Origin of the sequence: Novosphingobium rhizosphaerae (assembly GCF_050920675.1) — a bacterium.
Classification (GTDB): Bacteria; Pseudomonadota; Alphaproteobacteria; order Sphingomonadales; family Sphingomonadaceae; genus Novosphingobium; species Novosphingobium rhizosphaerae.
The window spans coordinates 452,804-464,875 of sequence record NZ_CP137861.1; the positions used below are offsets into that span (position 1 = coordinate 452,804).

The window sequence follows — 12,072 nt, forward strand, 5'->3', positions numbered from 1 at the left end:
CGGCTATTTCGCCGGCGTCACCGGCTGGAGCGTCACCGGCTGGAATTGGCCCAGCCCGCACGATCCGCGCGGGCCGCCGCCGGCGCCGGTCTGCAACACGGTGATGATGTCCACGCTGCACAGCTGCGCCTGGCTGGTGGCATAGCCGAAGGTCTGCTGGAACCCCAGCCCGCTGCAGCGCTGGGGCAGGACGTTGCGATACCACCGCGTGCCCACGCGAAAATCGATGGTCCAATCGTCACGCACGCGGCTTTCGCTGATCTGGCCCAGCGGGATGCAGCTCTGCGCCGGGCCGATTGGCGTGGCGGCCGGAGTCTTGGGTGAATGGCCATCGGCATAGGCCGATCGGGGCCCGCCACCCGGCCCCGCAGCGGGCGTGCAGGCGGCAACGGCAACAAGGCAGGCGGCAGCAGCGATCGAACGAACCATGGCATCCTCTCCATCGGGGCCGTGTTCAGAGCAGCGCCGGATCAGGCCTTCTTCTTGCGCGCAGCACCCTTCTTGGCAACCGGCGGCTTGGCGCCCTGTTCCAGAACTTTGCCCTTGAACGCGCAGAGGTCAACCACCGCGCAACGCCAGCATTCCGGGGTACGTGCCTTGCACACATAGCGTCCGTGCAGGATCAGCCAGTGATGCGCGCCCAGCCGAAAGGGCCCGGGCACTTTCTTGTCGAGCTGGGCCTCCACCGCCTCGGGCGTCTTGCCCTTGGCCAGGCCGGTGCGATTGCCCACGCGAAAGATGTGCGTGTCCACCGCAAAGGTTTCCATGCCGAACGCGGTGTTGAGCACGACATTGGCGGTCTTGCGGCCCACGCCGGGCAGCGCGGTCAGCGCGTCGCGGTCGGCCGGCACTTCGCCGCCATGATCGCGCACCAGCATTTCCGACAGGGCGATCACGTTCTTGGCCTTGGTGTTGAACAGGCCGATCGACTTGATGTGCTCTTTCAGGCCTTCCTCGCCCAGCGTCACCATCTGTGCCGGGGTCTTGACCTCTTCGAACAGGCGCCGTGTCGCCTTGTTCACGCCCACGTCGGTCGCCTGCGCCGAAATCGTCACCGCCACCAGCAACTGATAGGTGTTGCCATAGGCCAGCTCGGTCTCGGGCGAAGGGTTGGCTTCGGCCAGGCGGCGAAAAAACTCGAAGATCTGGTCCTTCTTCAAGGCCGTCAGCCTCCCAGCCCCAGCACTTGCGGCATGGTATAGCGCCCCGGCCCCTGCGCCAGCAGCCATTCGCCGGCGCGAATCGCCCCCTTGGCAAAGATGCCCCGGTTTTCCGCCAGGTGCGACAGGCTGAGCCGCTCGCTATCGGCCAGGAAATGCACGCTGTGGTCGCCCGCCACGCTGCCGCCGCGCAGCGCGGCAAAGCCGATCGTGCCCGCCTCGCGCTTGCCGGTAATGCCATCGCGCCCGCGCACGGCCACGTCCTTGAGGCCCACCTGCCGCCCGCGCGCCGCGGCTTCACCCAGCAGCAGCGCCGTGCCCGACGGGGCATCAACCTTCATGCGGTGGTGCGTCTCGACGATCTCGATGTCCCAATCCTCTCCCAGCCGCGCGGCCGCTTCCTGCACCAGGTGCGCCAACAGCGTGACGCCCAGCGAGGTATTGCCGGTCTGCAGCACGGGAATCGAAACCGCCGCCGCATCGATCAACCAGTGGTGCCGTTCTTCCAGGCCGGTGGTGCCCACCACGATCGGCTTGCCCGCGCCGATCGCGGCATCGAGGTTGAATTCCAGTGCGGCGGGTGCGGAAAAATCCACCAGCACGTCGCTCGCCTGGGCCAGCGCGACAGGATCACCCTCGCGGTCGATGCCCCCGGCCAGTTCGTGACCGGCGGCCACCACCGCTGCCTGCAGCGCCTGCCCCATGCGCCCTGCGCTGCCGATGATGCCGATGCGTGCCATGTCTTCTGCCCTTGCGCTGTTTGCCCGCTTCCATAAGACCGCGCCTTTGCCCGGTCGAGCCGGAAAGCGGCTATGCCAGCGCCCGCCCCATCGGGCCATGGTGCAGGCCAGGCCCGAGGCTGCGATGAATCCCGTAAATTGCCAACCACGCTAATTTCATAAGCGACATCTAAATCAGGCAGCATTGACGCATTGTGCCAATGTACAGCACGAATTCAGATGGAGTCCGCAATGGTGATTCTGGGCCGTTTGAAGATCACGACCATTTCGCTTAGCTGCAATACGGTGCTGGCGGCCATGGCCGTCGCTTGCGCCGTGGTCCCCATGCAATCGGCCATTCAGGCCAATGTCCAGACCGAAGAACTCGAACGCCGGATCATTCCAGGCATTGCCGAATGGAGCGGCCTGAAAAGCCTGATGATCGCCGTGCGCATCAGCTCGGTAAAGACGCTGGTGCCGCTGAGCGACGAAAACCGCGTCGCCAACTACAACAAGATGGGCCGCCAGATCGCCGAGATCGACCAGCGCATCGCCGCCTTGCGCGGCCGTTCCCGCGACGAGGAACGCCGCGCGGTGGACGAAATCGCCCGCCAGTGGACCGAGTGGAAAGCCGCATCGGCCGCCGTCCGCGCGCAAGTGCAAGCCAACCGCGAAAACGCCATCGTGCTCTATGAAGAACACCTCAGTCCGCTGGGCCCCAAGCTGGAAAAGACCATTTCCGCCCACGTCGATGCGCTGCAGGCGCGCGGCCAGGAATTGAGCCAGAACGGCGCGTCCTCGATCGCGGCATCGATTCGAAGTTCCACCACGCTGTGCGTCCTGGCGACCCTGGCCGCGCTGGGCGTGGTCATGCTGCTGCGCCACCGTGTTACCGGCCCGCTGCGCCGCCTGGCCCACGCCATGCGCGAAATGGCCGGCGGCTATCTCGATCGGCCGGTACCCTGCACCGAGCTGACCGACGAAGTGGGCGCGATCAGCCATGCCCTGCTCGACATCAAGGACGGCGTGGAGCGCCGCACGCGCGAGATGGCGGACCGCGATCTGGCGGTCCAGCGCCAAGTGGTGTCGGAATTGAGCATCGGCCTGCAACGCCTGGCCGCGCAAGACCTGGAATATCGCATCCACACCCCGTTCCCCGATCAGTACGAGGAACTGCGCAGCAACTACAACCAGGCCAGCACGGCCCTGGCCAAGGCCATCGGCGCGGCCCGCATCGGCGCGCGGCGCCTGCTCACCACGATTCGCGAAATCAACGCTGCGGCCGACGATCTTTCCCAGCGCAACACCCGCCAGGCCGCCACCGTGGAGGAAACCACCGCTGCGCTGCGCCAGGTAAATGGCGCGATCCAGGGCACGGCAACCCGCGCCGGGATCATGCGCGATTGCGTCACGCAAACACACGATCAGGCTACGCGCGGCGAAATGGTGGTCGGCAACGCGGTCAGCGCGATGGAAGCGATCGAGCGATCGGCGCAAGAGATCAACCAGATCATCGGCGTGATCGACGGCATCGCATTCCAGACCAACTTGCTCGCGCTCAACGCCGGGGTGGAAGCCGCGCGCGCCGGCGACGCGGGCAAGGGCTTTGCCGTGGTCGCCACCGAAGTGCGCGCGCTGGCCCAGCGCAGCGCCGACGCGGCCAAAAACATCAAGGAATTGATCGCCACATCCACCGCCCACGTGGGCGACGGGGTCGATCTGGTGCAGCAGACCGGCGACGTTCTGGGCCATATCCTGGTCCAGGTGGCCGAATTGACCGGCATGGTCGACGAGATCGCCGCCGGCACCGCCGATCAGGCCACGGCCATCGGCGAAGTCAGCAATTCGGTGGTGGAGATCGACCGCGTTACCCAGCAGAATGCCGCGATGGTGGAACAGACCAGCGCCGCCACTGCCGATCTCACCGCCGAAGCCGCCGCACTCGACTCGCTCGTCGCCCAGTTCCGCACGCGTGACCCGGACCGCCGCCCGCAAGTGGGCGGGGCACATCTGCGCAAGGCCTCGCTCGCTGGCGCAGGAGCACCGCTTGCCGCAGGATCACTGGTCGCCTGATCACCCGCGCCAGCGCAAACCGTCGATTACCACGCGCAAGGCCGGGGAAACGTGGGCGCGGCTGGGGTAATAGAGGTGATAGCCGGGATAGGGCTCACACCAGTCTTCCAGCACCTGCACCAGGCGGCCGGCAGCAATGTCGGCCACCACGATGCTTTCCGGCAGGATGGCAAAGCCCAAGCCATCGCGCATCGCCTGCTCGGCCATGGCCAGGGTGTTGACGGTCACCGGTCCTTCCACCCGCATGCGTAGCGCTTCCCTGCCGCGGGAAAACTCCCAGGCATAGATCGCCCCGCGCGTGGGCAGGCGAAAGTTGATGCAGGGGTGTGCGGCAAGATCGCGCGGATGGCGGGGCAGATCGCGCCCGGCACAGAATGCCGGCGTTGCCACCACCACCATGCGCAAGGCCGGGCCGATCGGCACGGCCACCATGTCGCGCGCCAGGATATCGCCCGACCGCACCCCGGCGTCGAGCCCGGCCGCCACGATATCGACCAGGCCGTTGTCCACCAGCACTTCCACCTGGATATCGGGCCAGGCCCGCAGGATGCTTCGCAGCCCCGGCCACACCACGGTGTTGGCCGAACCTTCGTCCACGGTCAGCCGCACCAGGCCGGCGGGCCGCGCCAGGCTCTCCCCCAAGGCGTCCACTGCCGCGTCGATCGCGGCAAAGTGGCGTGCCACGCCTTGCGCCAGCCGCTCCCCTTCGGGCGTGGGCGCCACGGCGCGGGTCGTGCGGTTGAGCAGGCGCACGCCGATCTGCGCTTCGAGCCCGGCAATCGTGCGGCTCAACGCCGATTGCGACGTGCCCAGCTGCGCCGCCGCGCGGGTAAAGCTGCGTTCGCGCACCACGGCCAGCAAGGCGCGCAGGTCGTCATGATCGGGCCGGGCCATTTATGCATTCCTGATATCAGTTCATGCAGGATTTAGCCCATTATCAGATTAATGGCGATGGCCTAGAACGCGGCCACGTCCCTCCCCTGTTGAAAGGATCTGCTGCATGACCGTCATGGCCTATGCCGCGCCCGCGGCCGACCAGCCGCTTGCCCCTCTTGCCATTTCCCGCCGCGAACCCGGCCCCAATGATGTGGCCATCACCATCGCCTGGTGCGGGGTCTGCCATTCCGACCTGCACACCGCCCGCAATGAATGGAACAACGCGGTCTATCCGGTAGTCCCCGGCCACGAGATCGTCGGCCACGTCACCGCCGTGGGCGCCGACGTGACGAAGTTCAAGGTGGGTGACACCGTGGGCGTGGGCTGCATGGTCGATTCGTGCGGCCATTGCGGCTCGTGCCACGATGGGCTGGAACAGTTCTGCGAAGAAGGCATGGTCCAGACCTACAATTCGCCCACGGCCGATGCTCCCGGCCACACCCTGGGCGGCTACAGCCAGTCGATCGTCGTGAACCAGGGCTTCGTCCTCCATGTGCGCCACGCGCCCGAACAGCTTGCCGCAGTGGCACCGCTGCTTTGCGCCGGCATCACCACGTGGTCGCCCCTGCGCCACTGGAACGTGGGGCCGGGCAAGAAAGTCGGCATCGTCGGCATCGGCGGCCTGGGCCACATGGGCGTGAAGCTCGCCCGTGCGCTCGGCGCCCATGTCGTGGCGTTCACCACCAGCCCTTCCAAGCGCGAGGAAGCCCTGGCCCTTGGCGCGCACGAAGTGGTCGTCTCGCGCAACGAGGATGAAATGGCCGCGCAAGCCGGCAGCCTCGATTTCATTCTCGATACCGTGGCCGCAAGCCACAACCTCGATGCCTTCGTCACGCTGCTCAAGCGCGATGGCACGCTGTGCCTGGTTGGCGCGCCCGAGCACCCGCACCCCAGCCCAACGGTGTTCAACCTGATCTTTGGCCGCCGCTCGATCGCCGGTTCGCTGATCGGTGGCATCGCCGAAACCCAGGAGATGCTCGATTTCTGCGCCGAGCATGGCATCGTCTCGGAAATCGAAACCATCGCCGTCCAGGATATCAACCAGGCCTGGGACCGCATGGAAAAGGGTGACGTGCGTTATCGGTTCGTGATCGATTCCAGCACGTTCGCCTGATTGTACTGACCCTCATGCCGGATTGGCACGCCCGTGCCGATCCGGCATGATCGCGGGCATGACCTTGCCCCAGCATATCGTGATCCTCACCGGTGCCGGCGTTTCGGCGGAAAGCGGCATCGACACCTTTCGTGATGGCGGCGGCCTGTGGGAACAGCACCGCGTCGAAGACGTCGCCACGCCCGAGGCGTTCGCGCGTGATCCCGACCTCGTCCTTCGCTTCTACGACTTGCGGCGCGCTGCGATCCAGGAAAAGGCGCCCAACGCCGCCCATCGTGCGCTGGCCCGGCTCGAACACGAATGGCCGGCAAAAGTACCCGGCGGCAGCGTCACGCTCGTTACCCAGAATGTCGACGACCTGCACCTGCGGGCCGGCTCGCGCCATCTCATCGCCATGCACGGGCAGCACCTGTCGGCCTGGTGCACCGCATGCGACACGCGCCACGCCTGGACCGACCCGCTGATCGACCGTCCGCCATGCCCGGCGTGCGGCGCAGCCAGCCTTCGGCCTGATATCGTGTGGTTCGGCGAAGTGCCCTATCGCATGGACGATATCCACGATGCCATGCAGCGCGCGGACCTGTTCGTGTCGATCGGCACTTCCGGCGCGGTCTATCCGGCGGCGGGCTTCGTCCGCCTGGCGCGCGAGTTGGGGGCCGAAACGGTCGAACTCAATCTGGAACGCAGCCAGGGCTCGGCATGGTTCCACGATACGCGGCTGGGCCCGGCCACGCAGGTCGTACCTGAATGGGTAGACGAACTGCTCAAGACACCCTGACAGCAAATGCGAAAAAGCCCGGCCAAGGTTTACGAAGAAGCCTCGGTCCGGGCCAAGTCCCAGGTTCATGGCTTGCACCACGCGCCTGTCGGGTCGCACGATAATTCTACGCTTCCGCCGTCCGCCCGCCATCCCCCGAACGCGGTATATTGCGTATTTTGTCAGGCCGCCGGGGCGGCGTGGCCGCACGTGGCGCAGCCGGGATCCTGCGCGATGCGCATGGTGCGCAGCGATGGCTTGAGCCCGTCGAGCACATGCAATTCACCCCATTGCGGATCGCCCAGGCTGGCGACGCCTTCCAGCAGAACGCGCAAGGCTGCCATGGCGCCAAAGGTGCCTACCATGCCTACCATCGCCCCCAGCACGCCTTGTGCCGCGCAAGTGTCGCAATCCTCCGCGTCAAACGCATCGCCCACGAAGCAGCGATAGCAGGCATGCCCCGGCCGATGCCCGGCAAAGTTGGCCACCTGTCCCTGGAACCGGCCCAGCGCCGCGCTGGTCAACGGCACGCCGGCCGCCACGCAGGCATCCGATACGGCAAGGCGGGTGGCAAAATTGTCCGATCCATCCAGCACCACATCGGCGCCGGCCACCAAGCCGGCGGCATTGTAGCGCGCGATGCGCGTGCGCTGCGCCGTCACCGCCAAGGCGGGGTCGAAGCGCGCCACCCAGTCGGCCGCCGCATCGGCCTTGGGCCGACCGACATCGGCCAGCGTGAAGATCGTCTGCCGCTGGAGATTCGATGGCTCGATCACGTCATCGTCGATCAGGGTCAGCCGCCCCACGCCCGCACCGGCCAGGTATTGCAGCGCCGGGGCGCCGATCCCGCCCACGCCCACCAGCACCACATGGCTTCCCATGATCCGCGCCTGGCCGGCGCCTCCCACTTCAGGCAGCACGATGTGTCGGGCAAAGCGATCGAGGCGTTCTGGCGTCATGGTGGTGGAGGTAGGCGCGCGAACGCCAAAAGGCGAGAGGGCCATTTGCAAAGGCGCCTTGCTGGGCCACAAGCAGGCGCATGAAAGATCGCATCTGGATCGTGCTGGTGCTGGCCCTGCTACTGGGCGTGGTAATCGGCTGGTGGGGCAAGGGGCGTTGGGCCGAACGGGAATGCCGCGCCGGTGGCGGCACATGGTTCGATACCGCCAGCACCTGTGGAAAAGTCAGCGCAAAACCCTGAGCACACGCGGTGGATCGGGTGTGGGCAACCCGGTGCAAAACTGCAGCATAACACTGTCGACAAGCTGGGCATAAACCTGTGCCCAGCGCGTGGACAAGGCTGCGGACAATAGTGCGCGCAACCCTGTGCATAACCACGGGATGGTCGGCGGATAACCTTGGGCAAATCCCGGCAAACGGCGGGGACAGTCCGGGATGCCCCGGCGCCGTTGGGCGCCGGGATCATGCCGCGATCAGTCTTCCAGCTGGCGCAGCAAGGTGCGCACGTCGCCATCCATGTCGGCGTCGCGGCTGCGCAGGTCTTCGATCAGGCGCACGGCGTGGATCACGGTGGAGTGATCACGCCCGCCAAACTTGCGGCCGATCTCGGGATAGGACCGGGGGGTCAGCACCTTGGCCAGGTACATCGCCACCTGGCGCGGACGCACCACCGCGCGGGCGCGGCGCTTGGACGCCATTTCCGAGCGATCGACGCGATAGAACTGGCACACCGTGCGCTGGATCTCGTCGATCGTGATGCGGCGGCGGTTGGCCGACAGTATGTCGGTCAGCTGCTCTTCGGCCAGTTGCAGGCTGACCTGCTGGCCGGTGAGCTGGGCAAAGGCGATCAGCTTGTTGAGGCCGCCAACCAGTTCACGCACGTTGCGATTGATCGTGCGGGCCAGGAATTCGACCACGTCTTGCGGCACCTGGGCGCTGGTGAAGCGCGACAGGCGGTGCTCCAGGATCTGGCGCCGCAGCTCGATGTCAGCAGCCTGTATATCGGCGACGAGCCCCATCGACAGGCGGGAGAGCAGGCGCTGTTCGACCCCGTCGAGCGCCTGGGGCGCGCGATCGGCCGCCACTACCAAGCGCTTGCCGGCGCTGAGCAGGGCATCGATGGTGTGCAGGAATTCTTCCTGCGTGCTGGCCTTGCCGATGATGAACTGGATGTCGTCCACCAGCAGCATGTCGAAGCTGCGCAGGCGCGACTTGAACTCGATCATCTCGTTCTGGCGCATGGCCTGGACGAATTCGATCATGAACCGTTCGGCCGAGCAGTAGAACACCCGCGCGCCGGGGCGCGCCGCCATGAAGCCATTGGCAATGGCATGCAGTAGGTGGGTCTTGCCCTGGCCGGTAGAGCCCTTGAGATAGAGCGGCGAGAACTGCGGCGTTTCGGCCGCGGCCATGCGCTGCGCCGCGTTGAGCGCCAGGACATTGGCACTGCCGGTGACGAAATCGCCAAAGGTCAGCGACGGGTCGATGCCCGAAGCGGCGGTATCGAATCCTGCCACGGTCGGCGCCGGGGCCGGCGCCGGACGGCTGGCCGGGGCCAGCACCGGGGCGCTTTCGTTGGCAGCCGCCACGCGCAGCTCGGGTGCTGCCCGGCCACCCACGCGCAACTCGGGCATGGCCCGGCGGCGGGGGTGCACGGTGATGCGCACCTGGCGCACTTCGGCCCGGGCGATCTTCCACGCCAGAGACAGGCGATCGGCAAAGCGATCGGCCACCCAGTTGGCCGAGAATTCGGTGGGCAGGAACAAGTCCAGCGTGCCGGTTTCCTTGCAGAAACTGCCCAGCTGGATCGGCTTGATCCACTGCGTGTGCAGCTGCGGCCCCAGGTCCTTCTTGAGGCCCTGGCTGATGTCGGCCCAATCGGCCGCCAGGTCGAGCGCTTCCTGGTCCTCCATTCCCCCGTCACGTCCTTTCCGTGGCGCTGCGGCCTGCGCGGCGCGTCCACTGGCTGCCACAAGCGCAGCTGCCCCATTGGGGGAGCCGCCACCTTGGGAACCGATTGCGGCCGTGCCACCCGCACCGCCACTTGCACCGCCGAACTGATCCATCTTCACGCTTCGCCGTCCCACGTAAATAATCCAGGCCTGCGGCCAGATGCCCCCGCGTTGCAGGCAAACGCCCACGGGCATGGCGTATCGGCAAAGACCGAACCGCCAGGGTCCCGCGGACACAGCCTACCTGTCCGCCAGTGCCGCAGTGGGCACGGCAGATTGCCGTATCGAGCGATGTTCCGTGACACCGTGCCCCGATCGATCCGTGTCGTAACGGACCGGCCAACGCGCGGCGTGGTCTCTGTCTATGAGCCACTGCGGGGGCTGTGCAAGCCCATCAGGCGCAAAATTTCTGAAATAATTAGCCTTGACTCAACAACTGCGCGAAAATCGCTTAAGTCATTGAAATTTGGCTAATTAACAAAATGCGCATCATGCGAATCGCCACAAATCCGTCACTTGCACGTCCGTGCCGTGTCATCGAACCGTCGCATATCGCGCAGACGAAAATGGCCGGCGTTCATCACGCCGGCCAAAGCCGTATTTGTGCGCAGTGCGTCCCCTAACAAAAAAGGGCGCAAAGCCGCCGAATCAGAGAGCGGCGACTCGCTTGCTCAAGCGCGAGAGCTTGCGGGCCACGGTGTTCTTGTGGACCACGCCGCGGGCAACGCCACGGGCCAGTTCAGGCTGGGCAGCCTTGAGCGCTTCGGCCGCGACGGCCTTGTCACCACCGGCGATCGCGGTTTCCACCTTCTTCACGAAGGTACGGATGCGCGAAAGGCGGTTGCCGTTGATTTCGGCGCGGCGTTCGTTGCGACGGATGCGCTTGCGGGCTTGCGGCGTATTGGCCATGTCTGTCCTGTTTCTGTCCTCTGGCGGGCCACCCCGGGGGGCAGACCGGAAAATGTCCTGGTCTTGCTCGACTTGGTCGTTCGACAAGGCGGGCAAGCCCGCTGGAAAGCGGCGCCCATACCGGGCTGTGGACGAATCGTCAAGGCGATGCTTGCACCCCGCGTTCGTCCGGCCAACCCGGCCTGCCCGTTTCCGACGGGCGCGATGTCGGATCGCCAAGTCGCGCGATTCGATGGGCGGCCATAGCCGCTGTTGGCCCCGCGCTCAATCGGGCAAGCTCAATCGGCCAAAGCTCAATCGACCAGCCGCAGCGCCACCTTGCCACCCTCGCCAGCGGGCGCCAGGGCAAAACGATCGAGCACATGCGCCACGGCCTGGCGCGCGACCAATTCCACGCCCTGCGCCACCGCAGGCGCCAGCAAGGCCTTGGCCAGCCAAGCCCCGCCGGGCCGGTCGTGCAGGCGCGCCTTCGAAAAGCGCAGCGGGTCGAACCGCGCCGGCTCGGGCCATAGCGCGGCATCGACATGGGTTGCCGCCGGGCTGATCGCAACGACCGCGCCCGCCTCCAGGCAATGCTCACCCAGCGGCAGCGGCGCGACCAGGCGCCGCTCTACCAACAGCGGGGCAGGCATCAGGCGCCACGCCTCGTGCGTGGCCATTTCGACCAGTTCGAGTGGCACCGGTGCGGTGCGGCCTGCCGCGCGCGCGCTGCGCACTTCGGCGCGCAAGGTATCCTGCCAGTCCGGCGTTTCGGCCAGGTGCCGCGCCAGGGTACACAGCAGGCGCAAGCCCACCGCATGGCATTCCTGCAGCGTTTCCAGCATCGCCGGATCGGTGTGCCCGGCCTGGGCCAGGCCACGCGCCATGGCCTGGCGCGCGCCCATCGCCGAGGACGGCAACCCGCGCGGCATGGCGCGGCGCAGCAGGCTGCCGCCATCATCCAGGGTGGCCAGCGCCCCGGCCAGCCGCTCGGCCGCGCCCGATCCTGCGGCCAGCCCGGTCATCGCCGGCACCAGCGCGCGCGCCAGCATCATCGCCAGGGCCGGCTGGACACGAACCGTGCCCGCCCGCCAGCGCGCCAGTTCGGCATGGAATACCGCGCCCAGCACTGCTTCTTGAACGGCTGGCGCCTGCCCCGCCGCATCCCGCGCGGCCGCGGCGCGATCGGCCCCCAGGGCTGCAAACTGCGTGCCGTCATCGTCCAGCACCAGCCGGTTGAACCTCGCATCCAGCAGCATCACGCGCTTGCCCTGGCGAAAGACCGGGCCAAGGCGCGCCTTGTCGCGCAGCAGGCGTGCCAGCGGATCGCCCCAGCCGAGCCCGCCGCTGGTTTCCGGAACGGGCAGCGGCGCGTTCGCCAGCGTGGTGTCAACCAGGGACTCGCCATCGCCCGCCAGGGGCAATGCATGGCCCTCTGGAAGGGGGGCACGGGGATTCAGGTTCTGCAAATCGTTCGCCGGCGTCAGCATGCTCTCTCCATCTGGCCGAACCT

12 protein-coding genes are annotated in these 12,072 nt (G+C 66.8%); 4 read left to right on the forward strand and 8 right to left on the reverse strand.

What is annotated here, in order from left to right:
• Positions 1 to 3 precede the first annotated feature (3 nt).
• The 3 genes from R9J51_RS02170 to dapB are packed head-to-tail and all read right to left on the reverse strand — an operon-like array spanning position 4 to position 1,900.
• Positions 4 to 429: a hypothetical protein gene (locus R9J51_RS02170; protein WP_179505744.1), complete on the reverse strand. Its 426-nt coding sequence runs from the start codon at positions 427 to 429 to the stop codon at positions 4 to 6.
• A gap of 41 nt (positions 430 to 470) precedes the next feature.
• On the reverse strand, positions 471 to 1,160 hold the full coding sequence (gene nth / locus R9J51_RS02175) for an endonuclease III (protein ID WP_179505745.1): 690 nt from the start codon (positions 1,158 to 1,160) through the stop codon (positions 471 to 473).
• A gap of 5 nt (positions 1,161 to 1,165) precedes the next feature.
• On the reverse strand, positions 1,166 to 1,900 hold the full coding sequence (gene dapB, locus R9J51_RS02180; protein WP_168556171.1) for a 4-hydroxy-tetrahydrodipicolinate reductase: 735 nt from the start codon (positions 1,898 to 1,900) through the stop codon (positions 1,166 to 1,168).
• 231 nt (positions 1,901 to 2,131) lie between these two features.
• On the opposite strand from dapB, the gene R9J51_RS02185 reads away from it, so the two are divergent.
• Positions 2,132 to 3,952, forward strand: coding sequence for a HAMP domain-containing methyl-accepting chemotaxis protein (locus tag R9J51_RS02185; RefSeq protein WP_179505746.1), 1,821 nt, complete (start codon positions 2,132 to 2,134; stop codon positions 3,950 to 3,952).
• On the opposite strand, the gene R9J51_RS02190 is transcribed toward R9J51_RS02185, so the two are convergent.
• A complete protein-coding gene (locus tag R9J51_RS02190) occupies positions 3,953 to 4,846 on the reverse strand; it encodes a LysR family transcriptional regulator (protein WP_179505747.1) in 894 nt (297 codons plus the stop codon).
• A gap of 106 nt (positions 4,847 to 4,952) precedes the next feature.
• Between R9J51_RS02190 and R9J51_RS02195 the strand changes: the two genes are divergently transcribed.
• Positions 4,953 to 6,002, forward strand: coding sequence for an NAD(P)-dependent alcohol dehydrogenase (locus tag R9J51_RS02195; protein WP_168556167.1), 1,050 nt, complete (start codon positions 4,953 to 4,955; stop codon positions 6,000 to 6,002).
• Positions 6,003 to 6,060: 58 nt separating this feature from the next.
• Complete coding sequence (locus tag R9J51_RS02200; RefSeq protein ID WP_179505748.1) at positions 6,061 to 6,780, forward strand: NAD-dependent deacylase; 720 nt, start codon at positions 6,061 to 6,063, stop codon at positions 6,778 to 6,780.
• Positions 6,781 to 6,941: 161 nt separating this feature from the next.
• Here R9J51_RS02200 and R9J51_RS02205 read toward each other — a convergent pair whose 3' ends face one another.
• A complete protein-coding gene (locus tag R9J51_RS02205) occupies positions 6,942 to 7,763 on the reverse strand; it encodes a HesA/MoeB/ThiF family protein (protein ID WP_432787789.1) in 822 nt (273 codons plus the stop codon).
• 35 nt (positions 7,764 to 7,798) lie between these two features.
• Here R9J51_RS02205 and R9J51_RS02210 point away from each other — a divergent pair, with 35 nt between their 5' ends.
• Positions 7,799 to 7,960: a hypothetical protein gene (locus R9J51_RS02210; protein ID WP_179505750.1), complete on the forward strand. Its 162-nt coding sequence runs from the start codon at positions 7,799 to 7,801 to the stop codon at positions 7,958 to 7,960.
• Between the two features lie 232 nt (positions 7,961 to 8,192).
• On the opposite strand, the gene dnaA is transcribed toward R9J51_RS02210, so the two are convergent.
• The 3 genes from dnaA to R9J51_RS02225 all read right to left on the reverse strand — a co-directional run bounded on the left by dnaA (position 8,193) and on the right by R9J51_RS02225 (position 12,049).
• Positions 8,193 to 9,632: a chromosomal replication initiator protein DnaA gene (dnaA, locus tag R9J51_RS02215; RefSeq protein ID WP_246866114.1), complete on the reverse strand. Its 1,440-nt coding sequence runs from the start codon at positions 9,630 to 9,632 to the stop codon at positions 8,193 to 8,195.
• Between the two features lie 687 nt (positions 9,633 to 10,319).
• Positions 10,320 to 10,580: a 30S ribosomal protein S20 gene (rpsT, locus tag R9J51_RS02220; protein WP_168556163.1), complete on the reverse strand. Its 261-nt coding sequence runs from the start codon at positions 10,578 to 10,580 to the stop codon at positions 10,320 to 10,322.
• 293 nt (positions 10,581 to 10,873) lie between these two features.
• On the reverse strand, positions 10,874 to 12,049 hold the full coding sequence (locus tag R9J51_RS02225) for a cytochrome P450 (protein ID WP_179505751.1): 1,176 nt from the start codon (positions 12,047 to 12,049) through the stop codon (positions 10,874 to 10,876).
• Positions 12,050 to 12,072 lie beyond the last annotated feature (23 nt).

What these genes read in the sequence shown, in the direction of transcription:
- dapB (WP_168556171.1), bottom strand. Translation starts at nt 1,900, where the DNA reads ATGGCACGCATCGGCATCATCGGCAGCGCAGGGCGCATGGGGCAGGCG.
- R9J51_RS02190 (WP_179505747.1), bottom strand. Translation starts at nt 4,846, where the DNA reads ATGGCCCGGCCCGATCATGACGACCTGCGCGCCTTGCTGGCCGTGGTG.
- R9J51_RS02200 (WP_179505748.1), top strand. Translation starts at nt 6,061, where the DNA reads ATGACCTTGCCCCAGCATATCGTGATCCTCACCGGTGCCGGCGTTTCG.
- R9J51_RS02185 (WP_179505746.1), top strand. Translation starts at nt 2,132, where the DNA reads ATGGTGATTCTGGGCCGTTTGAAGATCACGACCATTTCGCTTAGCTGC.
- R9J51_RS02195 (WP_168556167.1), top strand. Translation starts at nt 4,953, where the DNA reads ATGACCGTCATGGCCTATGCCGCGCCCGCGGCCGACCAGCCGCTTGCC.
- R9J51_RS02170 (WP_179505744.1), bottom strand. Translation starts at nt 429, where the DNA reads ATGGTTCGTTCGATCGCTGCTGCCGCCTGCCTTGTTGCCGTTGCCGCC.
- R9J51_RS02205 (WP_432787789.1), bottom strand. Translation starts at nt 7,763, where the DNA reads ATGGCCCTCTCGCCTTTTGGCGTTCGCGCGCCTACCTCCACCACCATG.
- rpsT (WP_168556163.1), bottom strand. Translation starts at nt 10,580, where the DNA reads ATGGCCAATACGCCGCAAGCCCGCAAGCGCATCCGTCGCAACGAACGC.
- R9J51_RS02210 (WP_179505750.1), top strand. Translation starts at nt 7,799, where the DNA reads ATGAAAGATCGCATCTGGATCGTGCTGGTGCTGGCCCTGCTACTGGGC.
- R9J51_RS02225 (WP_179505751.1), bottom strand. Translation starts at nt 12,049, where the DNA reads ATGCTGACGCCGGCGAACGATTTGCAGAACCTGAATCCCCGTGCCCCC.
- dnaA (WP_246866114.1), bottom strand. Translation starts at nt 9,632, where the DNA reads ATGGAGGACCAGGAAGCGCTCGACCTGGCGGCCGATTGGGCCGACATC.